Below are 24,694 nucleotides of genomic sequence, written 5' to 3' on the forward strand. Positions count from 1 at the left end.
AAGCCCAACAGCCGACTACGCATTTTTGCAACGACGATGTGGCGGAGCGATGGCGCAGGGTTCCGTGCGCGCGATCCGGAAAAAAGCCTGTCAGCCCTTGGCCTTCTCGGCTTCCACCGCCTGCCAGCCGATGTCGCGGCGGCAGAAGCCTTCGGGCCAGTTGATGCGATCGACGGCCTGGTAGGCGCGGCTCTGCGCCTCCGTCACGGTCGCTCCCAGCGCGCAGACGTTGAGCACGCGGCCGCCATTGGCGAGGATCGCGCCGTCCTTCTCGACCGTGCCGGCGTGGAAGATCTCGGCGGTCGGGACCTTCGCGGCCTCCTCCAGCCCCTCGATGCGCGTGCCCTTCTGGTAGTCGCCGGGATAGCCCTTCGCCGCCATCACCACGGTGAGCGCGGTTTCCTTGTGCCAGCGCAGATCGAAATTCTTCAGCTGCCCGTCGCAGGCGGCGAGCAGCGCCGGCACGATGTCGCTCATCATGCGCAGCATCAGCACCTGGCACTCGGGATCGCCGAAGCGGACGTTGAACTCGAACAGCTTTGGGCCCTGCGTCGTCAGCATGATGCCGGCATAGAGGATGCCGCGGAACGGCGTGCCGCGCTTCTTCATGCCCGCGACCGTCGGCAAAATGATCTTCGCCATGATGGCGTCGTGGATCGCGGGCGTCACCAGCGGCGTCGGCGAATAGGCGCCCATGCCGCCGGTGTTCGGGCCGACATCGTGGTCGAACACGCGCTTGTGGTCCTGCGCAGAGGCCAGCGGAATGGCGGTCTCGCCGTCGCACAGCGCGAAGAAGCTGATCTCGCGGCCGGGCAGAAACTCCTCGATCACGACCTCGGCGCCGGCCTCGCCGAACGCGCCCTCGAACATCATGGCGATGGCGTCCTCGGCCTCGCGCACGGTCTTGGCGACGACGACGCCCTTGCCGGCGGCGAGCCCGTCGGCCTTCACCACGATCGGCGCGCCCTGGCTGTTGACGTAGTCGCGCGCATCCTTGGCGTTGGTGAAGCGCTTGTAGGCGCCGGTCGGAATGCCGAACTCGGTGCACAGCGCCTTGGTGAAGCCCTTGGAGCTTTCGAGCTGGGCCGGAATTTTGTTGGGCCCGAACGCCTTGATGCCGGCGGCGGTGAGATCATCGACGATGCCGGCCGCCAGCGGCGTCTCCGGCCCGACCACCACCAGCTCGACCTTGTTGGTCCTGCAGAACTCGATCACCGCCGCATGGTCGGCGACATCCAGCGCCACGCAATCCGCCTCCTTCGCGATGCCGGCATTGCCGGGCGCGCACCAGAATTTGGTCACCAGGGGAGAGGCCGCGATCTTCCACGCCAGGGCATGTTCGCGGCCGCCGGAACCGAGGAGGAGAATGTGCATCGAGGGCTCAGGGATGAGGGGTTGGATGGGGCGGAGGTGGCACGAATCGGGGTGGGGCTCAAGGGGGGACGGCTCTACGCTCCCCGTCATTCGGAGCCACTTGCTCCGCTACTCCGTTCTCGACGCCTAGTTATGAAGCGACCGGCATCCTTCTTCAATCTAACCGATGAGTCGGCTGTCGAACGAAGCCATTCCAGAGGCGTGGAGTGGGAACGGGGACCGGGATGAGGCCCATCACTTCCTTGCCGCGAGTTTCTCGAAGTGCGCCCGCCTCTCGAATGCGACGCGGACCGTGACGGTTTCGAGGAGCGTCATGGTGTCCAACATGCCGAGTTGGTCAAAGGCAATGGGCGGCCCTTGGGCTCAGCCCAGGCCATGGATGTTCGAGGTGATGGCGCCGCAGTAGGGGGAGTGGCCTGCGCGGGAGGATCTACGCGAACAGAGCAGGAATGACGTTCTTGGAGCGTTCAATAGGTCGGCAGCGCCGAAGGTCACTTCGTCGTGATGATCGGCGAAATCAGCTCGAAATCGATCGGTTTGGCCTCGTAATCCCTGATGCGGTCTAGACCGGTCGAGTGGACTCCTGCTGGAAAGCCCCCTTGACGACAGTCGGCCATTTGCCACAACTGACCATCCCCCAACGGACAGCTCTGAACTTCCTCAATGGAGAGCTGCGTCATGTCGGACAAACTTCTGGTACTTTGGGGTGCAAGCATCAGCGCTGATGGCGTCTGGGCGATCGGGGCTGCGGTCCTGATTGTTATTATTATTGCCCTGGCTCGCCGTCGGGTATGATGCCGCTGGGGATATATATGACCGTACGAGACGAATTTTTAGCCGACATACCGGCGTGCCGTGAGCAGCTGGTCGCTAGTCATGCTTTCTACATCCACCAAACATCGAGCTCCGGTCTGGACCGCATAAGGGAGATAGGCTTGGAGCCGAAAGTAGTTGACGTGCCGCCTGACGAGGTTGTTGCGCGGCTTGGCGATAAAGGCAGGTGCATCATCTGTTTTCGGCCAGTGGCTGCAGAATTCCCGCGGTTTGGATCGAGTGACAAGGACCTCATCGAATTGGCAATCGCAGCTGCGGATTTACCTGAGCTGGTAGGTATCGACTGGACCGATGCGTATTCAAAAGGCCTTCCGGATAGTATTCGTTCAACAGAGCCGAACAAACCCGTGCTGGAGATTTTCCGGGATGTGATTCGTCGCACCGGCATCGCAATCACCTACGATAGGGTAGCGCCAGAACTGCTGCTCGTCCGGCGAAAGGATGACCCACCTGAGATGCCGGAACGTTGGGGGCGCCTGACCGAAACGCCAAACGACGAGATTCTAGTATTTAGCCGCTGACAAACGGCACCCTGTACGTTCTTAGAACGGAATAGATTCAGCCCGTAGCCAGTAGGATGGGTTGAGCCCTTGCGAAACCCATCACATGATAAGCTAGCTGACCGAGCGCCATGAGCGATTAATCGTCACTTCGGATCGGATGATAGTCCCGAAGGCGGGGAGCAAGATTGGGAAAGCGATGGGTTTCGCAACGGCTCAACCCATCCTACGAGCTACAACTCTGGAGATGCGCCCAGATTCGGCGGAGCGAGCATGAGTGACCTTCTACGGGAAAGGCGCGATCAGGAGTTTCAAAGACGTGTATTGGCGGCGCTGGAGCGGCCAAAGCCTCCAAAGTGGACTGCCGTCGTCAACAGCCGGCTTTTCTCGGTTCTCGTTCTCGGCCTCATAGGGGCGATCGGAAGCTTCTATTTCACCAACTATCAAAAGTGCCTCGCGGATGCGGAGCGGCTGAGCGAATCTTGGTACAGGCTCACGCGCGAGGCTATGACGCGGCACGACGCAATCGCTTGGACAGTTGCAAATGCCAGCAGCTTCGATGACTTCCGCAACATCAAGTATCCGAGCGTATATTCTGAGATGAAGGACAAAAGCCTCTGGGAAATTTTGCGTGAGAAGAGACAGATTGCCAGGCGCATAGATTTCAAACCGACTAGCAGCCTAAAGATGAGCGCTACGGGCGACATGCGGTATTCGGCTGACGAACTCGAAAAGTATGGGGGCATTGCCGTCGGCAACGTCAGGCACGACCTGAAGGACGACGAGTTGGAAAGCGCGCGGTCCTTCCTCATGCGCTATCTCAACGGCGTGTTCGCAGAGTATCGACGGGAAATGCGCCTCTGGCTTCACCCACGATGCACGTTCACCACCGTTGCGAAATCCATCGCTGGGTATCAAGCTCCCATCATCACGACGAGCTTGAACCCCGCCGAGTAGCTTCACCATGGACGGGGTATCCACGCCAGTAGCGCGATAATGAGGACGGCGGCAGCAATCCCGACGACGCCGGTAGCACTGACGCTAAAGCCCCAGCCCTTAAATTCCAGATGATGTTTCGACATGACGCAGTTCTCCATTGAGAAAAGGGACATGTCTTTCGGGGGGATGATTGATGTGACCGATTTTCTGAGTCCCCCGCAAGGGCTTTTGCAGATTTATTTCGGTGTTGGCTCGACATCCCTTTGAATCTGCTCACATTCGTCAGTCACGGTGGGGGAAGTTATAAACACTCTCCCAGCTTTCCGACCGTGTAGACCAGCAGTTTGCGGCCCTTGATTCGCGCCAGACCTTGACCTCTTCGACCATCGATAATGGCACTCTTACCGATACCGTAGGCTCCCCATAGTTACCTCTACCCTTCGGACGACCGGCGCCAGGAATTACGGTGACAGCCCGTAGGATGGGTTGAGCCCTTGCAAAACCCATCACACGTATTTCTCGAAGCATCCGGAAAGTTAGCCGACCTGGCGCCATCCTGATTGGCCGCCACAGTCGGATGACGGAGAGTGGCGATAGAAAGGCGATGGGGTTCGCAAGGGGGCGCCCCATCTACGAGCTGTGGCCCCGATCTAATTCGGGTTTGCCGGCTGCGCCTCAGACAGTCGAATAGAGGTTCAACCATGCCCACATTGCCGGAAAACTGGAAGGCACATTGCGTTACCATCATCGAGGCCGCAGAACGACTTTTGCGCGCAGATGTGACGATAACTGAGAGAGGATTTGCTGAGCCCAAGTTCATTGCGCTCGCGCTACTCATTCGGACAATGTCGAACCTCAAGGGAGCAATGATCCTGCTCGACGCTCGGCGCATCGTCGAGGCAAGAACGATTACGCGCTCCTGTCTTGAAAATCTTTATTGGACGGTGGGCCTATACGAGGAAGGCGACAAGTTCGTTAGGCAGATGCGGGACGACGAAATCAACTATCGAAAATCTACGGGAGAAGCGATTTTCGCGAGCGGCGCATCTTTGGATGACGAGGTGGAGACGCGACTCCGCAATTACCTGCGCGACGCGGCCAAGATCGACATCGGAAAAAAGACGCTCAGCCCGAAGACGGTTGCCGCGCTGCGCCCCGACTTCAAGAAGACGTACATATTCTACGCTCACTTATCGATGGACGCTGCACACCCTTCTATCACAGCTCTCAATCGGTACGTAGTCCCCGATCCCAATGGCGCCCGCTTTGATGTTGAACCTTTGGTTCGGGCAAAGGAAATTGCTGAAACCTATGAATACTTATCAATGGCCTGCATCGGAATTTGCGTCGCGGTCAACGAAATGATCATCGCAGGTGTGGACCTAACACCACAAGCAGACAAGCATTCCGCGCTGTCAAATGCTTCAGCCCGTAGGATGGATTGAGCTCTTGCGAAACCCATCCTACGAGCTGTCACCGCAATCGAACGTCCGGACTCGCACACACGCACGTACTGGTCTCGATATTGCGCCGACGGCGCATAAATTAGCGCAGACCTTAGGCAAATTTGCCTAAGGTAGTCAGGGCGCCGCACCAGGAGGTCCAAGCCGTGAAAACCGTTCATCGAGCCAGCGTTCCCAATCTTCAACGTGCCGCTCAGGGCGCCGCCCACCGGCTGGAAGAAATTTGCAAGACGCTCCGCGCTGAGATCACCTCTAACACCACCCCACCCCCACCTGGGGCTCTGAAATGGGTGGCTCAACCGACGCCGCCCGAGACGGTGACGTATCCCACACAGGCGATTGAGAACATTCTTTGGCAACTGGTCACGATGCAGCTCGAATTGCAGTGGTGGTCGACGCCCGTCGATCAGCGGGGCAAGCTCGCTAAGCCGTTTTCGCTCAGATAGCTCGGGGGACGGTGACCGTGCTCTCAATTCCAAAGCAGCAGTTGACGGCATTTGGCGGCATCGTCACCAGAAACCCGCTGGCCTCAAGGGGGTGGCCCCGAACTCCCTGTCATTTTGGGGCGCGCGCAGCGCGAGCTTCGATTGAGAAGCGGCGTCAGCAGTGGGATGGATTCCGGGCTCGCGCCCAAGAGTGCGCGCCCCGGAATGACGGCGGAGGCTGGCGCGCCGCGGCGAAAATCCGTAACGTCGGGTCTGACCCCAAAACACCCCGAATCGTGTGCCGATGCCGCCTGCGGAACCCCTGCTCAACGCTCCCGAATTCACCGTTTCCGAGCTCTCACAGTCCCTGAAGCGGACGGTCGAGGACGCCTTTGGCCATGTCCGGGTCCGCGGCGAGATCTCCGGCTTCCGGGGCGCCCATTCTTCCGGCCATTGCTATTTCGCGCTCAAGGACGAGAGCGCCAAGATCGAGGCGGTGATCTGGAAGGGCGTGCACGGGCGGATGCGCTTCAAGCCCCAGGAGGGGCTCGAGGTCATCGCCACCGGCAAGCTCACGACCTATCCGGGCTCCTCGAAGTACCAGATCGTGATCGAGGCGCTGGAGCCGGCCGGCATCGGCGCGCTGATGGCGCTGATGGAGGAGCGCAAGAAGAAGCTCGCCGCCGAGGGCCTGTTCGACGAGGCGCGCAAGCAGCTGCTGCCGTGGCTGCCGGAGGTGATCGGCGTGGTGACCTCGCCGACCGGCGCCGTGATCCGCGACATCCTGCACCGGCTGGAGGACCGCTTCCCCCGCCACGTGCTGGTGTGGCCGGTGAAAGTTCAGGGCGACGGCTCGGCCGAGCAGGTCGCAGCCGCGATCCGCGGCTTCAACGCGCTGCCGGAGGGCGGCAAGATTCCGCGGCCCGACGTGCTGATCGTCGCGCGCGGCGGCGGCTCGCTGGAAGATCTCTGGTCGTTCAACGAGGAGATCGTGGTGCGGGCAGCAGCCGAGAGCATGATCCCGCTGATCTCGGCCGTCGGGCACGAGACCGACATCACGCTGATCGACTTCGTCGCCGACAAGCGCGCGCCGACGCCGACGGCGGCCGCCGAGATGGCGGTGCCGGTGCGCAGCGATCTCTTTGTCGAGGTCGCGGATCTCGGGCGGCGCACCCGCGCCTATTGGCAACGCGCCCATGAGAGCCGACGCAGCGAACTGCGCGCCGCCGCGCGCGCGCTGCCGGCGGCCGGCGATCTGCTCGCGATCCCGCGGCAGCGGCTGGATTCGGCGGGCGCGTCCCTGCCCCGCTGCCTCAAGGCCAACACGCATGCGCATTTCCGCAGGTTCACCGCCGCCGGCGCCAAGCTGACGCTGCGCGTGCTGCACGGCCAGATCTCGCAGGCCGATCATCGCCTCACCGTGTGCGGCGAGCGGCTTGGTCTGTCCGCGCGCTCGCTGCTGCGGCGCCGGCGCGACCGCTTTGCCGGGCTCGAGGTGCGGCTGCGCGCCTCGAAACTCTCCAACGCGCAGGCGCAGCGCAATGCAATCGCCCGCCAGCGCGAGCGGACGCATCGTCTTTCCGAGCGCGCGGGGCGCGCGCTCGTCACGCTGCTGCAGCGGCTCGATGCCCGCGTCGAGAACAGCGGCAAGCTGCTCTCCGCCCTGTCGTATCGCGGCGTGCTCGCGCGCGGCTTTGCGCTGGTGCGGGACGAGGCCGGCCATCCCCTGCACGCGGCAGACAGCGTCGGTCCCGGCGCGCGCGTCGAGATCGAGTTCGCGGATGGCCGTGTCGGCGCAACCGCGGATGCGGATCGCCCGGCGCCCGCCGCCAAACGCGCACCATCGCAACCGAAGTCCGCGGCGCACGATGCCAAGCCCGCGCCGAAGCGCGTGGGCAAGCCGGTGGATCAGGGCACGTTGTTCTGAGATGCGGTGGAAGGTGCTTCCACGAACTCGTCATTGCGAGCGCAGCGAAGCAATCCAGAATCTTTCCGCGGAGGGACTCTGGATTGCTTCGCTGCGCTCGCAATGACGGCGTGGAGGCAGCGCGCGCTACCTACCGGCAGGACAATCCCGCGTCGATCGTGGTCCAGAAGCCGCAATGTTCCGGCGCGCGCATCGGCGCGCCGGCGTGGGCTTCGAACAGGAAGACCGCGACGGTGAAGACGATCAGTGCGGAGGAGAACAGAACGAAGCGGTTGCGCATGTGAGATGCGTTTACCCGACATCGTGGTCGAATGATGGCACCGCCACATGCTGAAACCGCAGCCGCGCGCGATCCGTAGATTTACGGTCGGCCATTATCCATGCAGGGCGGTGGTCGATGCGGGGCTGTCCGCCTCACGCTGTTCCTCGGGCAGCCCCGCTTCCGCCTTCGCTCTACCGAGCTACGGCGGGACAAGTCCGCCTGCGAGCTGCGGCGGGACAAGTCCGGCTGCGAGCTGCGGCGGGAGAAGTCCGCCCATCGGACTACGGCGCCGTCTCTACCGCGCCAGCCATTCCGCGACTTCCTTCTGCGACTCCGCGCGCGCTACCGCATCGGTGCCGAGATGGCCGTGCTCGGGCGCCGCAACGTCGGTGCTGCCGGCAGCCGCGTGCAGCGGCGTGTTGGCACGGTCGAAATCGTGATAGGCGCCCGGATAGACCACGATGCGTGCGAGCGCGCTGCGGCCATGCGCGCCCTCGACCATCTGGCGGCAGGCCGGCGGCGAGGAGACATCGTCATTGCCGCCGATCAGCACCAGCGTCGGCACCCGCGCGCTCCAGCCGAGGCCGGCGGAGATCCGGCAGTCCGGATAGAACGCGATCGCGGCGCGGAAATCCGGGGCCGCGTCGCGCGCCGCACCCTGCGGACGCACCGCCCAGAGCAGCGCGCTCGCGCCATTGGCCCAGCCGATCAGGCTGACGCGGCCGCGCGCCACCCAGGCCTGCTTCATCAGCCAGGCGCGCGAGGCCGCGATGTCGCCGACGCGTTCGCGCCGCGCCTTGAGGTGCATCTCCTTGACGCGGCATTGCGGCCCGAGCTCGCGCGAGCCGTAGCTGTCTGGCAGCAGCACGGCGTTGCCGGCCCTCACGAGCCGCTCGGCCCAGTCGCGGTAGCGCGGTAGTACGGGATCGGAATGGCCGCCGAGGCCGCCGCAGCCATGCAGCGCGATCACGGTCGGAAACGGCCCCTCGCCCACGGGCTTGTAGAGCTGCGCGTGTAAAATTCCGGACGCCAGCGGAATGTCGACCTGCTGCGGCGCCGGCGACGCGTGCGCGGCCGACATCAGGAGCATCAGGAACAGGGCGGTCAGTCGAAGGCGCATCGGACTCTGCGTCAATATCCTTCGCTCAAGCACTATCATGCGGAAACGGCGGCAAAACATCACAAACCGGTGGGTTTACCGGGCGGACAAGCCACCCTATCTATGCTAGATCCAGTCCAACATATCGTGCCCTCCAGGGTTTTCCCCGAAGCGGCCTTCCACGGAGACTTTCGACCGTGCTGAACAAGTTCGGCCCCTCGGGCCATGGCGAAGCGCAGGTGCAATATCTCGACGGCGACTTCCGCGTGATCTCGCCGGGGACCTTCGTGCGTTGCGCGATCACCGACACGCGCATCCCGCTCGACGAGTTGAAATACTGGAGCGTGGACCTGCAGGAAGCCTACGCCACGCCCGCCGCCGTGCTGCAGCGGCACTACCCCGCCGCGCCGCGGCCGTAAGGCCGCGCCGGCGCTTCTATTGTTGCCCGGGACCATCGCCGCCCACGCAGGTCTTGATGAAATTCTTGCGGGGCTCGCCGACGACCTTCTGATCGATCGCCTGCTTCAGGCAATCCAACCGCGCCTGCGCCAGGCAGAGCTGCATCTGGTCGCGCTTGTCCTGTCCCTTCAGGCTCGCCGTGGTGGCGAGACATGTCACGCGCCTAGTCGCGGGAACCGGCACTGTGGCGGTGGAAGCCGCCGGCGGCGCCGTTTGCGCAAACACCGGCGCAACAATCAGACACACAAGGCTGGCGGCAACGGCTGCGGACGGCAATTTCATCGCATTCTCCCCATCGTCTGAAATCGATAGGAGCCGTGCGATGAATGTCGCCTGAATGGCGAACTGCGGTAGGGTGGGGAAAGCGCGCTGCTCTGCCGGGGTAGCACGAGCGGTGCAGCCTGTCGCGAGGCACGGGGATGGATGTGTCGGCGTCCCGACGATGTTCGTGCGCACCTGAACTGCGAGTCTCACAGCCGAAATGATCTCCGTCGTGCCGATCCGTGTTGCATCGCATAGTGCTTGCACTTCGTGGTTAGTCTTTTCGCGCTGTGGTTGGATTCTTTGTCGCGGGTCGGCGCCCTTGAGTTGTTTGACGAAGTCTTGGTGAAACAGAAGGCTGCTATGCTGCATGTTAGGTAATTGGCCCTGCTCTTTTTATCGCACAGACAATCAAGTCAACCAAACGGCCATTGAGCTTTGGAATTGGCGCAGTCTGTGAACGGGCTCATATCGAGAGCCATATGATGGGCTATGATTCACCTCGAAAATTCGCGGTGGAATGTCTGTAAATCGAAAAGTCAAACGATGGGTTTGATCATGCCCACCATACTAGACCTGCTCTATCGTGAATATTGCCGCGCCCGCCTCGCTGAAATGCGGAAGCAGCTTCTGATCGCAGCTGAACGCTCTGAAGCTCTCGAAGCGCATTATCATCCTGCGGGTCAGGGTGACGATGAGAGGGCGGACGCACAACACAAGACCGGTCGCGGCGTGCCGAATTGAAGCGGCCCCTGGACCGGCGACCTCTCCCGCGTAGTAGCGACCAAGCAATTGGCAGCAGTTTGGGAGGCAGCAATGAATACACCCGAGTGCTACACTGTCATGGTGACCTGCGTCACGTGCCTGACCATTGTCGGATTGATGGCCGTTGGGGCGTGGTGAGCATGACTGACTGCTGAACCGCGATCGCAGGCGTTAACTGGGCCGCAGGCAGGCACGTTCAGTCGGACCTATGGCGCCGGACGCAGCACGCGCCGTACCGCATCGTCCGTCAACGGACGCCGGAAGGCCTTCGTCTCACCTCGGTTTGCAGAATTGATTCTTGATGTGACGTGGGCGTTGCCGCCGCGACTGCGGCGGCTTCGCTTTAGACTAGATTCGAATGTCAGCTTCCGGGCGGGGTATACGAAGAACGCAGCTTCGCCGCGTTCTGGCGGACCTGCTTGATCTCGTCCTGCGTGAACAACCGAGTCAGTTTCACGTTCTGCAGGGTGCCCGCCGTGACGGTCAGGCCGGAAATTGCCGGAGCCGCCGACGGATCGGGCACATCGAAAATAACCAGAACGCCTGGGCCGTCGGCCGCAACGCTGTACATCGAAAGCAGCTTTCCACCGGCCGCTTCGATGAGTTTTCTGGCCGCCTCCTGGCGATTGGTCGTGGGGTTTTCCAAAATGGCGTTGAGAGCGCGTGGTGTGTATTGTCCGGTGAGGCAAAAATGCATGGCATGTCCTCCTCTGGGCTTTTGGCAATGACTCTCCCTGCCGTTCCGAACTGGTCGTTACGGCCGCTGCATCTGAAATGATGAAGGTACTGCCCGCCGTGGGCATAAACGCCGCCAATGATTTCCGGGAGTTCGGCACGTCCCGGCGACGGCTCTCATGCAAGGCTATATCAACTCCCGAATGCGCGGAAGAGAATTCATCGGCTGCGACACTTCGCTTTTTGGCCGCGGCGGCGTCGCTTTGCCTGCCCTTCGAGATCAACGCGTGCTGAACCGCCGCTCGCGCGCCTTGTAGAGCTGGTCGCTGATCAATTGTCGCAGCGCCGCCGGGTCGTCGAATTCGAGCTGGACGGCGAACGGCACGATGCCGCCGGGCACGCCCTCGCGGCCGCGCAGGCGCGCGAGATCCTTTTCCGTCGTCACCAGGGTGAGCTGCTCGCGCTGCGCTTCCGCTGCGAGCGCGGCGATCTCGTCGTCCGAAAACATGTGGTGATCGGCGAAGGGACGCGTGCGCGCGATCTCGATGCCGCAGGCGCGCAAGCTGCGGAAGAAGCGCTCGGGATCGCCGATGCCGGCGAAGGCGAAAACCCGCTTGCCAAGGAGTTGCGCAACCGAAGCTGCGTCCGGCTTCAGCCGGGCGCGCAGCACCGGCGTGTCGCGACCGGCGAGCTCGGCCGCGACATCATCCGCGGCATGGCCGCCGCCTATCAGCACCAGCGCGTCGGTGCGCGCGAGCTGCGCCTGCAGCGGCGCGCGCAGGGGGCCGGCCGGAAACATCTTGCCGTTGCCGAGGCCGCGCTCGCTGTCGATCACGATCAACGACGCATCCTTGAGCAGACGCGGGTTCTGGAAACCGTCGTCCATCAGGATCACGGTGGCGCCTTGCGACTTCGCCAGCACCGCGCCGTCGAGACGGTCGCGCGCCACCGATACAGGAACGTCGCGCGCCATCATCAGGGGCTCGTCGCCGACATCGGATGCGGTGTGACGCATCCGGTCGACCATCACAGGACCCTTCAGGCTGCCGCCGTAACCGCGGCTGATCACCACCGGCGTCTCGCCGAGCTCGCGCAACAGCCTGGTCAGCGCCAGCACGGTCGGCGTCTTGCCGGCGCCGCCGACATGGTAGTTGCCGACGCAGATCACGGGGATGCCGGCGTCCACGCCCTCGCGCAGCATGCGCCGTTCGGCGATCGCGCCGTAGAGCGCGCCCAACGGCCATAATGCGTACGATTCGAGGGAACGTGGCCGGTACCAGAAGGCCGGCTCACGCATTGGCCGCCCCCATCTCGATCCGCAACTGCAACAGATACGGCTCGAGCGCGGTCATCGTGCGCTCGAGCGCGCCGCCGAGCTGCTCCACCACGCCGTGGCCTGCGTGCTGGATCTTGTCGCGCAGGGCGGGATCGGCCAGCAGCTGGCCGAGCAGCTTGACCAGCGTCTCCTGCGTGTCGGCCTGGCGCGCGCCGCCGCTGCCGTCGAGCGCCTCATAGACCTCGGCGAAATTGAAGACGTGCGGACCATGGACGATGGCCGCGCCGAGCTTGATCGCCTCGATCGGATTCTGGCCGCCATGGCGGATCAGCGAACCGCCCATGAACACGATCGGCGAGAGGCGGTAGAACAGGCCGAGCTCGCCCATGGTGTCGGCGACATAGACGTCGGTGGTCGCCGTCGGCAGTTCCTCGCGCGAGCGCAGCGCGGGCTCGAGGCCCGATGCCGTGATCAGGCCCGAGATCGAGGAGCCGCGATCCGGATGGCGCGGCACGATCACGGTGAGGAGCTGCGGGAAGAAACCGGCGAGGCTGCGATGCGCGGCCACCAGCATCTCCTCCTCGCCCGGATGGGTCGAGGCGGCGACGATGATCGGACGCCCGCGCGTCATCGCCATCAGCCGTTCGAGCTTGGCGGGATCGGCGGGCGGCGCGGCAACGTCGAGCTTGAGATTGCCCGTGGTGACGACGTCGCGGCCGCCGAGCGTCGAGAAGCGCTCGGCATCGGTCTTCGACTGCGCGAGGCAAATGTCGAACCGCGACAGCAGCGCCGAGATGGTGCCGTGCATGCGCCGCCAGCGCGGGAACGAGCGCGGCGACATCCGGCCGTTGATCAGCACCATCGGCACGCGGCGCGCCGCGCCGGCCAGGATCAGGTTCGGCCACAGATCGGATTCGATGAACAGCGCCAGCGACGGCTTCCAATGGTCGAGGAAGCGCGCGACGTAGCGCGGGGAATCATACGGGACGTATTGATGGATGACGTCGGGCGAAAAGCGTTTTGCGACGACGGCGGCCGAGGTGACCGTGCCGGAGGTGAGGAGGATGCGCAGATTGAGATCGCGCAGCCGCTCGATCAGCGCCGCCGCGGCCAGCACCTCGCCGACGCTGGCGCCGTGAATCCAGACCAGCGGTCCGTGCGGCCGCACGTCCCGGGACAGGCCCCGCCGTTCGCCGACACGCGCGGGATCTTCCTTGCCCTGCTTCAGCCGCCGCTTGATCAGCGCAGGCGCGAGCGGCACCAGGCCGCGAGCCAGGCGCCGATACATCCGCAGTGTCATCGGCAGCGAGCCGGGCAGCGAGTTAGCCATCTGCGGGTCCCGGGCGGCCGAGTTGCGCATAAGCGCGCCGGGTCGCCTCGTTCAACGTCTCTTCCAGCTCGAGCCGCAGCGCTTCCATGGTGGCGGCGTCGGCATCGGGCGGAACGTGGATTTCCTTGATGCCGACCAATGCGCCCCGCCCGAACGGCAGGTTGATGGTGGTGCGGTCCCAGTTCTGGAGCCGGACGAAGCGGCTGGTCGCCATCGCAAAAGGCATGATCGGCCGCCCCGATTCCCGTGCCAGCATGATGATGCCGAGCCCGGCCACGCGCGAGCGCTTGGGGACATCGGCGGTCAGCGCGACATTACAACCGTCCTGGAGCGTGCGCACCATTTCCTTGAAGGCGCCGACGCCGCCCTTGCGATGGAAGGCGCCGCCATGGTCGCCGGACCCGCGGATGGTGCCGATGCCGAGCCGCTCGGCGGCGATCGCGTTGAACTCGCCGTCGCGGTGGCGGGAGATCAGGACCCTGGCCTTGTACCAGTCCTTGTTCTTGATGAACGGCGTGAGGAAATGCTGGCCGTGCCAGAAGGCGAAGATGGCGGGGATCTGCGGCTCGACGCGGTCATAGACATCAGGCGGATCGAACGTGAACTTGTTGGTCCGCCAGACCAGACGCAGGTATTCGGCCGCCAGGATCCCGACGGCACGCTGAACAAAGCTGCTTCGCAGCGTATTGCGAAGCAGCTTTTTCAACGCGCCGGTTCTTGATTCGGGTCGAGCAGCCGATGAAGATGGACGATGAAATAGCGCATCTGCGCGTTGTCGACCGTGCTCTGCGCCTTGGCCCGCCAGGCGGCGTGCGCGGTCGCGTAGTTCGGATAGAGGCCGACGACCTCGACGTCGTCGAGGTTCTTGAAGGTGTTGTGCTCGAGATTGACGAGCTCGCCGCCGATCACGAGGTGAAGCAGTTGTTGCGGGGCACTATCTGGCATGGATTCTGTTCCTAACGGGCTGCCCGGCAAAGCAGTGTTCGACAAGCAGGACGAAAGCGCTCAGGGCAAGGGGCGGGCTCGAAAATGCGCGACAATGTTCGCATGTCGATCGCGACCCGCTGCCACCAGCACCCCGTGCGCCACTTCCCGGCGGTTATAGAGGATGGGATCTCCGGAGAGGTCGCTCATCCTACCATCCGCTTCCTGCACGATCAAATCGGCCGCCGCAAGGTCCCAATCATGGCTGTTGCCCCCCGCAAAGGCCGCATCCAGTGCGCCATGGGCGACCCGGCAGAGCCGCAGCGCGAGCGAACCGATTCGCGGATGCAGCATGATCTCGCCGAGCGACGGCTTGAGGCGCTCGACCAGAGGCTTCGGGCCCGCGACACGCGAGAAGTCCAGCTCGGATCCGGACGCTGCCCGCACCGGCGCGCCGTTGAGGGTGGTGCCCTGACCGCGGGCCGCGAAGAAGAATTCGTCGCTGGTCGGCGCGAACACCGCGGCGAGGACGGGCGTAGCGTCCTCGACCAGCGCGACGCTGACGCACCATTCGTCATGGCCATTGAGGTAATTGCGCGTGCCGTCGATGGGATCGACGATCCAGGTCAGCCGCCGCGACAGCCGCGCGGCATCGTCGGCGCTCTCCTCCGACAGCCAGCCATAGTCGGGCGTCGCAGCGCGCAGGCGCGTTTCCAGCAGCTCGTTGACGGCGATGTCGGCTTCCGACACCGGCGAGGACGCGCCCTTGGTCCACTTTCTCAACTCGGTGCGGAACATCGACCGCGCCAGAGCACCCGCTTCCCGCACCGCGTCTTGCAGCAGCGCCGCGTCGCGCGTCAGGATGGATCGATCTGTCGGGTTCGCGTCAACGTCCGCCAAGCGTCAAACCCTCGATGCGCACCGTCGGCGCATTGATGCCGTAGCGGAACTCGAGATTGTTCGCGGGCTGCATCGACTTGAAGATCTCGAACAGGTGCCCTGCGATCGTCACCTCGCTCACGGCATAGGTGAGCTCGCCGTTCTCGATCCAGAAGCCGGACGCGCCGCGGCTGTAATCGCCGGTGACGCCGTTGACACCGGAGCCGATCAGGTCGGTGACGTAGAAGCCCTGCTTGATGTCGGAGATCAGCTCGGCCGGCGTCGGCGTGCCGGCTTCGAGATGCAGATTGTACGGCCCGGGCGACGGCGAGGACGAGACGCCGCGATGGGCGTGGCCGGTGGTGGTGAGGCCGAGCTCGCGCGCGGTGGCGCAGTCGAGCAGCCAGGTCGTCAGCACGCCCTCGTCGATCAGCGCGATCTTCTTCACAGCCACGCCTTCGGCGTCGAACGTCTGCGAGCGCAGGCCACGCTTGCGCAGGGGATCGTCGACGATGCGGATGTTTTTCGCGAACAGCTGCTGGCCGAGCTTGTCCTTCAGGAAGCTGGTCTTGCGCGCGATCGAGGCGCCGTTGATGGCGCCGACGACGTGGCCGACCAGGGAGCCGGCAACGCGCGGATCGAACACGACCGGCACCTTGCAGGTCTCGACCTTGCGCGGATTGAAGCGCGCCACGGTGCGCTCGCCGGCGGAGCGGCCGACGATCTCCGGCGACAAGAGGTCCGCGCCATGCGGCGCCGAAGTGAAGTCGTAATCGCGCTCCATGCCGGTGCCTTCGCCGACAATCGCGGTCGCCGAGATGCCCTGGCTCGAGCGCAGGTAAGAGCCGTGGAAGCCGGTGCTGGTCACGAGCACCATGCCGCCCATGCCGGCGGAGGCCGAGGCGCCGCCGGATTTGGTGACGCCCTTCACCGCGAGCGCGGCAGCCTCGGCCTCGAGCGCGCGGCGCTCGAGCTCCGAGGTTGCGGGCACGTCGGGATCGAGCAGATCGAGATCGGGGAAGTCGCGCGCGAGCAGTGCGGGATCGGCGAGGCCGACATATTTGTCGTCGGGCGCGACGCGCGCCATCGCGACCGCGCGTTCGGCAAGCTTGGTCACCGCATCGCCGCTGGCGTCGTTGGTCGAGACCACCGCCTGGCGCTGGCCGACCAGCACGCGCAGGCCGACGTCGTCGCCCTCGGACCGCTCGGATTCCTCGACGCGCCCGTCGCGCACCTCGACGCCTTGCGAGATGCCGCGCACCGCGACCGCGTCGGCCGCATCCGCGCCGGCGCGCCTGGCAGCCTCGACCAGCCGCTGCGCGAGATCGGAGAGCGCCGACTGGTCGAACAGGTCGCGATTGGCCTTGGACGATTCTTTGGAGGAATCCTTGGGCGAAAGCGTCGAGCTTGGTGAAGGGTTCACAAACGAAATCCTGTTGGGGCGGGGGTTCGGGACCGGAACCCACAGATGTGCCCGATTGGCGCGGACTTCAAGCATTTTCAGGCTTCAGAAAGCTCAGATTCGCGAAGCTTCCGCAACGTCTCGTCAATCATGCGTGCCAAGGTCTTGTCAATCATGACCCGCAGTGACGCTGGATTAACCAGCCTTTTTAAGCGGTTTCGGAGCGGCGCGCGCTAAGGTCCTCGCATCGACCGGGAACATAATCCTGGCGGGGAGAACGAAGCCGTGAGGCGTCAAACAGCAACAAGCGGGATCGCTCCCGCCGGGTCGGGCCGCAGCTTGCGGCTCGACCCTCTTTCCCTTCCGGTCCGCTTCGATGCGCATGATCCGCGCGCCGACGGATACACCAGGCAGATCGAGCTTCATCGCGAACGCGTCGTGCTGCGCCGTGCCGTCCGCGGCATGCAGATGGCGATCAACGTCCGCGTCAGCGACTTCACCGGCGTCGCTCTGCGCGGCAACGACGAGGCGCAGACCCTCGTGCTCGTGCATCGCGACCCCTCGCTCTCCGTTCCGCTGCTGGTCAGCGCCGACGGCGACGATCTCGCCGAGGCCTGGGCCGTGTGGAGCGAGCTGTTCGCACTTCCGCAGCTCGACGAAGGCGCCCGCAAGCCCGCAGCCCGCCGTCGCCGCGCCAACGCGATCCGCGCCCGCCGTCCGAAATTCCTGATGCGCCGCCGCACCGGCATCGCACGCGAACTGCCGGTGCATCAGGGCGAACGCGAGATCATCGCGAGGAATTAGGCCGACCGCATCACCGCGTCGACCAGCAATCCCGCAAACAGCAGCAGCCCGGCATCCCGGTTCGAATAGAACAGCCGCTTGCAGAGCTCGCCGTCGCTGATCTTCAGCCGCACGATCTGCGAGGCCAGATGCACGGCGAAGGCCGCTAGCCCGAGCCAGGCCGGCCAGCGCGCATCGCCGGACGCCAGCGCCACGCCGATCAGCACCACCGACAGGCCGTAGAACAGGATCAGCGCCTGATGGGTGTGGGCGCCGAACAGGCGCGCGGTCGACTTGATGCCGATCAGCGCGTCGTCCTCGGCGTCCTGATGCGCGTAGATCGTGTCGTAGCCGATCACCCAGGAAATCGCGCCGGCATAGAGCACGAGCGCGGTGACGTCGATGCGTCCGAAGGTGACGGCAAATCCCATCAAGGCGCCCCAGGAGAAGGCGAGCCCGAGCACGGTCTGCGGCCACCAGGTGACGCGCTTCATGAAGGGATAGATCGCGACGATCAGCAGCGAGGCAATGCCGGTCAGGACCGCGAAACGGTTGAACTGCAGCAGCACCACGAGCCCGATCAGCGCCTGCGCGACCATGAAGGCCAGCGCCTGCTTCGTGCTCACCTGCCCCGACGGCAGCGGCCGCGAGCGGGTGCGCTCGACCTTGTCGTCGAGGTCGCGGTCGGTGATGTCGTTCCAGGTGCAGCCCGCCCCGCGCATCACGAAGGCGCCGATGAAGAACAGGACGATGATCAGCGGCAGGCCGCGGACGTCATGCGCCATGCCGGCGGCGAGCGCCGCCGACCACCAGCACGGCATCAACAGGAGCCAGGAGCCGATCGGACGATCGAAACGGGACAGGCGCAGATAAGGCCGCGCCCATTGCGGCGCGCGGGTATCGACCCAGTTGCCGGTGGAATCGGCAACGCGGGCGGATGTATCGCTCATCGGGTCAGGACGTTGCCGTTGAGCGTGTCGAAGGTGCTGCCGCCCTTCTTGCCGGCATTGGCCTCGGGCGCCGTGCCCGACCCCAGCACCTCGCTCAGCGACGGGCCGGCCGGACCGCGCGGCTGGTTCTGCATCTGCTGCGCGACATTGCAGACCTTCGTCTGCATGGCCTCGGTGTTCTTGTGGCCGGCCTTCATCTGATCGCCGATCTGGGGCGGGATTCCGCATTTGGCGGCGTGGGACTCGATGTACTTGATCATCTTGGCTTCAGCCTGGCCGAAGCTGCGGATCAGCTTGCAGGCCTCGTCCGGCGCAGCGTGACGGTCGCTCGCGGCCTTGATCAGCTTGCCACGCTTCTCGGCGTCCTCGCGCAGAGGAATGAAGGCCTTCATGCAGTCCTCGCCGGGTCCGCCTTGCGTCGGCGGGGCCGCGCTGAAGGCGCCGGCGCCACCGACGGGCGCGGCACCGTTCACGGGGAAGGACGAGCGCGGCGCGCCGCCGACGGAGGCGACCGGGGCCGAGCCGTTCACAGGCGGAAACGCGGGATCGGGCGCTGCCTGGCCAGGCAGCGGCGCCGGGAAGGCGCTCTGCGCATAGGCGCCGGCGGCGCCCATGGCGACCATGGCGGCAGTGATCGGAACCATCAAATGACGGATCATCAAGGCAGTCTCTCCGGCAGGAGCTTACGGGTTCGGCGCCTTCCCAATTGAAGCGCAACCAGCGTGTTCGCGATTTTACGATTCCCGCCGGCGCTTAACAACCCGTCGAATGGGGCAGGAGCGCGGCGCGCCGACGCACCAGTTTGGCAATATTTGTCCCCGAAATGGCGGGTTTCGGTTAAGAACGGCGGCAAATCGGACCTTGAAAGATGCCTTCCCACGATTTCCGCGCCCCCCGCCTGTTCGTCGATGCCCCCCTTGCCCAGGACGCCAGGGTCGCGCTCGACCGCGACCAGAGCAATTATCTCGGCAATGTGCTGCGGCTGGCCGCCGGCGCCGAGGTTTTGGCATTCAACGGCCGCGACGGCGAGTGGCAGGCTGCCATTGAAGGTCGCAAGCGGCCGGACGGCCTGGTCATCCTCCAGCAGACCCGGCTCCAGGACCGGCTGCCCGACATCGCTTACGTCTTCGCCCCGCTCAAGCACGCCCGGCTCGACTACATGGTGCAGAAGGCCATCGAGATGGGCGCCGCAACGCTGCAGCCGGTCCTGACCCGCTTCACCCAGGCCTCCCGGGTCAACACCGAGCGGATGCGCGCCAATGTGGTCGAAGCCGCCGAGCAATGCGGCATTCTCAGCATCGCCACTGTTGCCGAGCCGGTGCCGCTGGAACGGTATCTCAGTCAGCGCGCCGAGGGCAGGCTGCTCATCTTCTGCGACGAGGCGGCAGAGGTCCAAAACCCCATCCAGAGCCTGCAAGGCCCGCGCGAATCCAGACAAGGTATCGACGTATTGATCGGGCCAGAGGGCGGCTTTGCCGAGGAAGAGCGCGCGCTGCTGCTGCGGCAGCCCAAAATCCTGCGGCTGGCCCTGGGCCCCCGGATCATGCGGGCCGATACGGCCGCGGTAGCCGCGCTGGCCCTTGTGCAGGCGGTGCTGGGCGATTGGGGCGGCGGAAGCGGCTAGACTCTCTCTCGCATCGACCGGTGCAGGGTCTCGGAAGGCAGCTCTCCGAAGGCCGCCCTGTAACTCGCCGCGAACTCGCTGAGATGCCAGAACCCATGCGCAATCGCGCAGGACTTCACACTGCGCCGCCCGGGGCCGATGCGCAGTTGCCGACGCACAGACCAGAGGCGCAAGACCCGGCTATAGCGATGCGGACTCATGCCGCAGATGGCCTGCGCGGCACTCTGGAGCGTCCGGACGGACACGCCCACCTGCCGCGCCAGTTCGGTCGTCTTGTGCCAGATCGTCAGATCGTGCCGGATCAATTTTTCCATATCCGCGACGATCCGCCGATAGCCGTCCGTCGTGGATGGCACGGGTCCGCCGCCCACGCTGGTGCCAATCGCGGCTTCCATCTTGCTGCGCAGGGATTGCTCGACGATGGCGCGCGACGCCGGCTCGTTCAGGAAGCCCGGATCATGTGCTGCGATTTCAAGCGTGTTGGAGATCAAGCCGCGCAGGGAGGCGAGCACGTTCGATGCCGGGTTCAGCAAATGATAGCCCTCACCCAGTTGAGGCCAAGGTTCACGGTGGGGGAGAGCGAAATAGATAACGGCGATCAGACGGCCCTCCGGCTCATACACGAGGCAATCGGAATCGCCTGTCAGAATGAGGACGGAACTACCAATTGTTTGCCCATTGATACGGGCAGAGGTCACATGATCCATCGGCACCACCACGGCGACGGCATGCGTCAGCTGATAGCCGCGAATGATCCGCGGGAAGGTCCTCAGCAGAGACACGGTCAGGGTCGGCAAGCAGAGCCGCGCGCGCATGATTGCGGTCGCCCCGGCAGACAACGGCATGCTGGATGCGCCGGCATATCTCTCGCTTTCATCGAAATGATCCATGTCATACGATCGGAGCTCGAGGGCTGAGGACGGTTTGAGCCCCTGAAACGACAGCAAACCGTCCGTCGCCGATCTTTGCACTCCGTCGCGAGCAATGTTGAGATGGCTTTGATCCATATCCTGCCGCTTACTTCGCTTTCCTTGTAGATGCGGTGCCTTTGGCGGCGAGCAGATCATCCGGCCCGTTGATTCCGGCGCGCCTGAGGTCCCGAAGCAGCTTCGTCAGCAGCAGCATGTTGGTCTTCTGCAGTTCGTGATTGTTTCCGAACCTGAATGCGTTCTGCTCGGTCACGATGAGGCCGGCCTTGGTCTCGGCGAGAATTTTCCGCCTCTTGAGTCCCGTCACGCGACGGCGAACTGTCTCGAGTGGCAGGCTGAGGAAGCGAGAGAGTGCCGCACGAGAAACCCCTTGCTTGATGACATCCGGCTCGACCGCATGAATGCTGGAAAACCTCTCGTCCAACGACGGATCGTTCATCACACCTATGACGTTCGCATTCAGAATCGCATGAACGATCAGAAGGTCCAGCGGATCGAACTCGTCGTAATGCCGGAAAAGCTCGCTGATCGAAAACAGCATATAGGCAAGCGTGTGTCGCGAGACCGTCCGGATAGCATCTGAAGTATTGAGCATGAATCGGAAACCAACATTCATCTTGTAAACGACGGCAGCGGCGAGCGGATCACCCTGCATACCCAAAATGAGTATGCGACGACTTGCCTATCGTCCTCAATTTCTCATTGTGAGGCTGGCCTGCAGTTCCAGGCGCATCGAGGCGCGTTGGCCAGACAATTTCGCGACCGGCCGAGCGACTGACCGTCGCATGCCTGCCTGCCGAAACTCCGACGCGCGACCACCGTATCCAGTTACTTCGATGATGCCGCCATTCGGCTGGCAGTTGCGCAGGACGACATGGCCATGGACGAGGATCTCGTATTCGAGATGCGGCGACGCGAGGAATTGCGATTGATCAGAGCATTTCTCGGCATAACCGACCCGAGCAAGCGGCAGAGAATCCTCAAACTGACAGAGCAGCTCGCGGATGAGGCCATCCCCGACGCGGCAGGACTCGCCTTCGCCTCGCCCGAGACATCGCTTGGCGAAGCGCCCGAAGACATCGCTGGACGGCCTGAATAAGGAGGGTATGTCGCTGGGGTGGCCGATCGACTTCCCTGTCCAAACCAGGAAGGGACCAAGTGACGGCAATATGGTATTTAAATACCTCTAATGGCCGTCACGAAGAGCAAGGCTTTGCGATTTGGCTGCCGAACGGTCCGGAAGCTTGAGGGCCCAAGTCCGCCCAGTCACGTCGAAGCCATCGGCAACGCGATGAAAAATCCGGGAAGCCGACCGTTAAGCGATTGATCCTTTGGAGGTCGAAACCGCTTTCGGGCCATGCTAAGGGCTGCGCCAACTCTCGCCCTTGCCTGCCCGGTTCCACCCGGGACGATGGACCCCGTCATGACCGCGACTGCCACCTCAAATGCTGCCGGCTCCGCCGCCTGGGCGGATACGCTGCTGCTGTCGTTCGCGCAGGCCGGCTATGTCAGGGCCGAGCCCGCGATCCTGCAGCCGGCCGAGCCATTCCTGGATCTCTCCGGCGAGGACATCCGCAAGAGCCTGTACCTGACCACGGACCTCTCCGGCGAGGAGCTCTGCCTGCGCCCGGACCTGACCATTCCGGTTGCGCGCGATTACCTCGCCTCCGGCCGCGCCGGCCAGCCGGCCGGATTCAGCTATTTGGGGCCGGTCTTCCGATACCGCAGCGGACAGACCAGCGAGTTTCTTCAGGCCGGCATCGAATCATTCGGCCGGCAGGACCGCGCAGCGGCCGATGCCGAGATGCTGGCGCTGGCGCTCGAGGCAACCGCCGCCTTCGGCGTCCGTGACGTGGAGATCCGCACCGGCGACGTGGCGCTGTTCAACGCGCTGCTCGACGCGCTCGACCTCTACCCGGTCTGGCGCCGCCGCCTGGTCAAGGATTTCAACCGCAAGATCAGCCTGGAGCAGGACCTGGGGCGGCTGGCGGCCGCAACCACCGCGACCCGCAGCGAGTATGAGGGTGTGCTCGCAGCGCTTGCCGGCTCCGACCGCAAGGCGGCGCTCGCCTTCGTCACCGATCTGATGTCGATCGCCGGCACCACCAATGTCGGCGGCCGCACCACGGCCGAGATCGCCGACCGCTTCCTCGAGCAGTCGACGCTGAAGGGCGGCGCGCTGCCGCGCGAGGCGATCGCGGTGCTCAAGCGCTTCCTGTCGATATCGGGCAATCCCGACGACGCAGTCGCCGAGCTGCGCGCGCTCACTAATGATGCGAAGCTCGACCTCAGTGCCGCCATCGACCAGTTCGAAAGCCGGGTCGGCTTCATGGCCGCGCGCGGCATCGATGTGAAGGGAACCCGCTTCTCGACCGCGTTCGGACGGGGCCTGGACTATTACACCGGCTTCGAATTCGAGCTGCATCACCGCGGCAACGGCGCCGAGCCGCTGGTCGCCGGCGGCCGCTATGACGGGCTGATGACCCAGCTTGGATCGTCCGAACCGATCCCCGCGGTTGGTTTCTCGGTCTGGGTGGATGCGCTGACCCGGATCGGCCGCAAGGTGGGAGCTTAAGTCATGAGCGCGCCATTCGTTCTGGCCGTTCCCTCCAAGGGCCGCCTTCAGGAAAACACCGAGGCCTTCTTCGCCCGTGCGGGCCTCAAGCTGTCGAAGGCCGGCGGCGCCCGCGACTATCGCGGCACCATCGCAGGTCTCGACAATGTCGAGGTCGCCTATCTCTCGGCGAGCGAGATCGCCTCGCAGCTGTCCCGCGGTTTCGCGCATCTCGGCGTGACCGGCGAGGATCTGGTGCGCGAGACCATCGCCGATGCCGACCAGCGCGTGTCCCTGATCGAGGGCCTCGGATTCGGCTACGCCGACGTCGTCGTCGCGGTGCCGCAGGCGTGGATCGACGTCCGCACCATGGCCGACCTGGACGACGTCACCACCGGCTTTCGCGAGCAGCATCACATGCGGATGCGGGTCGCAACCAAGTTCATCAACCTCACCCGCTCCTTCTTCCAGAGCCATGGCATCACCGATTACCGCATCGTCGAAAGCACCGGTGCGACCGAAGGCGCGCCGGCGGCCGGTGCCGCCGAGCTGATCGTCGACATCACCACCACGGGCGCGACGCTCGCCGCCAACGGCTTGCGGGTGCTCGACGACGGCGTGATGCTGCGCAGCCAGGCCAATCTGGTCGCTTCGAAAGACGCCGACTGGTCGCCGCAGGCGCGGGAGACCGCGCGTATCATCCTCGATCACATCGCGGCACGGGCGCGGGCCAACAAATATCGCGAGGTCCGGACCCGCTTCAAACAGTGCGACGCCGCCCTGCTTGGCGAAGCCCACAGCCGGTTCGGCGTCGAGACCCCGTTCGGCGGGCCGACCTCGTCGGGCATGCTCACGCTGCACTGCCCGCCCGGGCAGCTCTATGCGCTGGCGAGCTTCCTGCGCGAGCATGGCGCCGAGACCGTCTCGGTGGTCTCGCTCGACTACGTCTTCGACCGGGAGAACCCGCTGTTCGCCAGGCTCGAGGCGTTCCTGCGGCAGTGAGCCCCAGGTTCGTTCAGCGTAGCGACAGCAAACGGCAGCTACCATATGCTGTTGTGAA

28 protein-coding genes are annotated in these 24,694 nt (G+C 64.4%); 12 read left to right on the forward strand and 16 right to left on the reverse strand.

What is annotated here, in order from left to right; all coding sequences use genetic code 11:
• Window positions 1–90: 90 nt before the first annotated feature.
• Both purD and NR187_RS16280 read right to left on the reverse strand, forming a co-directional pair.
• Window positions 91–1,374, reverse strand: coding sequence for a phosphoribosylamine--glycine ligase (purD, locus tag NR187_RS16275; RefSeq protein ID WP_256807029.1), 1,284 nt, complete (start codon window positions 1,372–1,374; stop codon window positions 91–93).
• A gap of 491 nt (window positions 1,375–1,865) precedes the next feature.
• Window positions 1,866–2,054, reverse strand: coding sequence for a hypothetical protein (locus tag NR187_RS16280; RefSeq protein ID WP_256807030.1), 189 nt, complete (start codon window positions 2,052–2,054; stop codon window positions 1,866–1,868).
• A 132-nt stretch (window positions 2,055–2,186) separates the two neighbouring features.
• On the opposite strand from NR187_RS16280, the gene NR187_RS16285 reads away from it, so the two are divergent.
• The 5 genes from NR187_RS16285 to xseA all read left to right on the forward strand — a co-directional run bounded on the left by NR187_RS16285 (window position 2,187) and on the right by xseA (window position 7,462).
• Complete coding sequence (locus tag NR187_RS16285) at window positions 2,187–2,729, forward strand: hypothetical protein (RefSeq protein WP_256807032.1); 543 nt, start codon at window positions 2,187–2,189, stop codon at window positions 2,727–2,729.
• A 252-nt stretch (window positions 2,730–2,981) separates the two neighbouring features.
• Window positions 2,982–3,665, forward strand: a complete 684-nt coding sequence (locus NR187_RS16290) for a hypothetical protein (RefSeq protein WP_256807034.1) — start codon at window positions 2,982–2,984, stop codon at window positions 3,663–3,665.
• A 683-nt stretch (window positions 3,666–4,348) separates the two neighbouring features.
• On the forward strand, window positions 4,349–5,092 hold the full coding sequence (locus tag NR187_RS16295; protein ID WP_256807036.1) for a DUF5677 domain-containing protein: 744 nt from the start codon (window positions 4,349–4,351) through the stop codon (window positions 5,090–5,092).
• 164 nt (window positions 5,093–5,256) lie between these two features.
• On the forward strand, window positions 5,257–5,556 hold the full coding sequence (locus tag NR187_RS16300; protein ID WP_256807038.1) for a hypothetical protein: 300 nt from the start codon (window positions 5,257–5,259) through the stop codon (window positions 5,554–5,556).
• A gap of 283 nt (window positions 5,557–5,839) precedes the next feature.
• Window positions 5,840–7,462, forward strand: a complete 1,623-nt coding sequence (gene xseA, locus NR187_RS16305) for an exodeoxyribonuclease VII large subunit (RefSeq protein WP_256807039.1) — start codon at window positions 5,840–5,842, stop codon at window positions 7,460–7,462.
• 130 nt (window positions 7,463–7,592) lie between these two features.
• Here the strand turns inward: xseA and NR187_RS16310 are convergent, their stop codons facing one another.
• Window positions 7,593–7,742 carry a hypothetical protein gene (locus NR187_RS16310; RefSeq protein ID WP_143273908.1) on the reverse strand — a complete coding sequence of 50 codons (150 nt, stop codon included), beginning with the start codon at window positions 7,740–7,742 and terminating at the stop codon, window positions 7,593–7,595.
• Window positions 7,743–8,019: 277 nt separating this feature from the next.
• A complete protein-coding gene (locus NR187_RS16315; protein WP_256807040.1) occupies window positions 8,020–8,844 on the reverse strand; it encodes a dienelactone hydrolase family protein in 825 nt (274 codons plus the stop codon).
• A 176-nt stretch (window positions 8,845–9,020) separates the two neighbouring features.
• On the opposite strand from NR187_RS16315, the gene NR187_RS16320 reads away from it, so the two are divergent.
• On the forward strand, window positions 9,021–9,242 hold the full coding sequence (locus tag NR187_RS16320; protein WP_211381433.1) for a DUF2093 domain-containing protein: 222 nt from the start codon (window positions 9,021–9,023) through the stop codon (window positions 9,240–9,242).
• Window positions 9,243–9,258: 16 nt separating this feature from the next.
• Here NR187_RS16320 and NR187_RS34985 read toward each other — a convergent pair whose 3' ends face one another.
• On the reverse strand, window positions 9,259–9,915 hold the full coding sequence (locus NR187_RS34985; RefSeq protein WP_372703129.1) for a hypothetical protein: 657 nt from the start codon (window positions 9,913–9,915) through the stop codon (window positions 9,259–9,261).
• Window positions 9,916–10,089: 174 nt separating this feature from the next.
• On the opposite strand from NR187_RS34985, the gene NR187_RS16330 reads away from it, so the two are divergent.
• On the forward strand, window positions 10,090–10,287 hold the full coding sequence (locus NR187_RS16330) for a hypothetical protein (protein ID WP_256807041.1): 198 nt from the start codon (window positions 10,090–10,092) through the stop codon (window positions 10,285–10,287).
• 382 nt (window positions 10,288–10,669) lie between these two features.
• Here NR187_RS16330 and NR187_RS16335 read toward each other — a convergent pair whose 3' ends face one another.
• The 7 genes from NR187_RS16335 to NR187_RS16365 form a co-directional block, all read right to left on the reverse strand.
• On the reverse strand, window positions 10,670–11,005 hold the full coding sequence (locus NR187_RS16335) for a GYD domain-containing protein (RefSeq protein WP_211381432.1): 336 nt from the start codon (window positions 11,003–11,005) through the stop codon (window positions 10,670–10,672).
• A gap of 258 nt (window positions 11,006–11,263) precedes the next feature.
• Complete coding sequence (gene lpxK, locus NR187_RS16340; protein ID WP_256807042.1) at window positions 11,264–12,280, reverse strand: tetraacyldisaccharide 4'-kinase; 1,017 nt, start codon at window positions 12,278–12,280, stop codon at window positions 11,264–11,266.
• Window positions 12,273–13,619, reverse strand: coding sequence for a 3-deoxy-D-manno-octulosonic acid transferase (locus NR187_RS16345; RefSeq protein WP_256807044.1), 1,347 nt, complete (start codon window positions 13,617–13,619; stop codon window positions 12,273–12,275). Before NR187_RS16345 ends, lpxK begins: the two co-directional genes overlap by 8 nt.
• A complete protein-coding gene (locus NR187_RS16350; protein WP_211381429.1) occupies window positions 13,582–14,295 on the reverse strand; it encodes a lysophospholipid acyltransferase family protein in 714 nt (237 codons plus the stop codon). The genes NR187_RS16345 and NR187_RS16350 overlap by 38 nt, the downstream gene beginning before the upstream one ends.
• Window positions 14,292–14,534, reverse strand: coding sequence for a DUF4170 domain-containing protein (locus NR187_RS16355; protein ID WP_211381428.1), 243 nt, complete (start codon window positions 14,532–14,534; stop codon window positions 14,292–14,294). Before NR187_RS16355 ends, NR187_RS16350 begins: the two co-directional genes overlap by 4 nt.
• 60 nt (window positions 14,535–14,594) lie before the next feature.
• Complete coding sequence (locus tag NR187_RS16360; RefSeq protein ID WP_211381427.1) at window positions 14,595–15,413, reverse strand: 3'(2'),5'-bisphosphate nucleotidase CysQ; 819 nt, start codon at window positions 15,411–15,413, stop codon at window positions 14,595–14,597.
• On the reverse strand, window positions 15,400–16,815 hold the full coding sequence (locus NR187_RS16365; protein WP_211381426.1) for a TldD/PmbA family protein: 1,416 nt from the start codon (window positions 16,813–16,815) through the stop codon (window positions 15,400–15,402). The genes NR187_RS16360 and NR187_RS16365 overlap by 14 nt, the downstream gene beginning before the upstream one ends.
• A gap of 264 nt (window positions 16,816–17,079) precedes the next feature.
• Here NR187_RS16365 and NR187_RS16370 point away from each other — a divergent pair, with 264 nt between their 5' ends.
• Window positions 17,080–17,598 carry a DUF6101 family protein gene (locus tag NR187_RS16370; RefSeq protein WP_211381425.1) on the forward strand — a complete coding sequence of 173 codons (519 nt, stop codon included), beginning with the start codon at window positions 17,080–17,082 and terminating at the stop codon, window positions 17,596–17,598.
• Here NR187_RS16370 and ubiA read toward each other — a convergent pair.
• Window positions 17,595–18,527 (reverse strand): 4-hydroxybenzoate octaprenyltransferase, encoded by a 933-nt coding sequence (gene ubiA, locus NR187_RS16375; protein ID WP_211381424.1) that lies wholly within the window; start codon window positions 18,525–18,527, stop codon window positions 17,595–17,597. The two genes, NR187_RS16370 and ubiA, sit on opposite strands and share 4 nt — an antisense overlap.
• Window positions 18,524–19,186 carry a hypothetical protein gene (locus NR187_RS16380; RefSeq protein WP_211381423.1) on the reverse strand — a complete coding sequence of 221 codons (663 nt, stop codon included), beginning with the start codon at window positions 19,184–19,186 and terminating at the stop codon, window positions 18,524–18,526. The genes ubiA and NR187_RS16380 overlap by 4 nt, the downstream gene beginning before the upstream one ends.
• A gap of 209 nt (window positions 19,187–19,395) precedes the next feature.
• On the opposite strand from NR187_RS16380, the gene NR187_RS16385 reads away from it, so the two are divergent.
• Complete coding sequence (locus tag NR187_RS16385) at window positions 19,396–20,151, forward strand: 16S rRNA (uracil(1498)-N(3))-methyltransferase (protein WP_256807047.1); 756 nt, start codon at window positions 19,396–19,398, stop codon at window positions 20,149–20,151.
• On the opposite strand, the gene NR187_RS16390 is transcribed toward NR187_RS16385, so the two are convergent.
• Both NR187_RS16390 and NR187_RS16395 read right to left on the reverse strand, forming a co-directional pair.
• The gene (locus NR187_RS16390) at window positions 20,148–21,041 is read right to left on the reverse strand and encodes a helix-turn-helix domain-containing protein (protein ID WP_256807049.1); all 894 of its coding nucleotides are present in this window, start codon (window positions 21,039–21,041) and stop codon (window positions 20,148–20,150) included. The two genes, NR187_RS16385 and NR187_RS16390, sit on opposite strands and share 4 nt — an antisense overlap.
• Before the next feature lie 127 nt (window positions 21,042–21,168).
• Window positions 21,169–21,735: a hypothetical protein gene (locus NR187_RS16395; RefSeq protein ID WP_256807051.1), complete on the reverse strand. Its 567-nt coding sequence runs from the start codon at window positions 21,733–21,735 to the stop codon at window positions 21,169–21,171.
• Window positions 21,736–21,960: 225 nt separating this feature from the next.
• On the opposite strand from NR187_RS16395, the gene NR187_RS16400 reads away from it, so the two are divergent.
• The 3 genes from NR187_RS16400 (at window position 21,961) to hisG (ending at window position 24,636) form a co-directional block, all read left to right on the forward strand.
• Window positions 21,961–22,179 (forward strand): hypothetical protein, encoded by a 219-nt coding sequence (locus tag NR187_RS16400; protein ID WP_249128796.1) that lies wholly within the window; start codon window positions 21,961–21,963, stop codon window positions 22,177–22,179.
• Window positions 22,180–22,503: 324 nt separating this feature from the next.
• Complete coding sequence (locus NR187_RS16405; RefSeq protein ID WP_256807053.1) at window positions 22,504–23,655, forward strand: ATP phosphoribosyltransferase regulatory subunit; 1,152 nt, start codon at window positions 22,504–22,506, stop codon at window positions 23,653–23,655.
• A gap of 3 nt (window positions 23,656–23,658) precedes the next feature.
• Window positions 23,659–24,636 carry an ATP phosphoribosyltransferase gene (hisG, locus tag NR187_RS16410; RefSeq protein ID WP_211381418.1) on the forward strand — a complete coding sequence of 326 codons (978 nt, stop codon included), beginning with the start codon at window positions 23,659–23,661 and terminating at the stop codon, window positions 24,634–24,636.
• Window positions 24,637–24,694 lie beyond the last annotated feature (58 nt).

Origin of the sequence: Bradyrhizobium sp. Bra64 (assembly GCF_024519875.1) — a bacterium.
In the GTDB taxonomy this organism is placed as follows: Bacteria; Pseudomonadota; Alphaproteobacteria; order Rhizobiales; family Xanthobacteraceae; genus Bradyrhizobium; species Bradyrhizobium japonicum_G.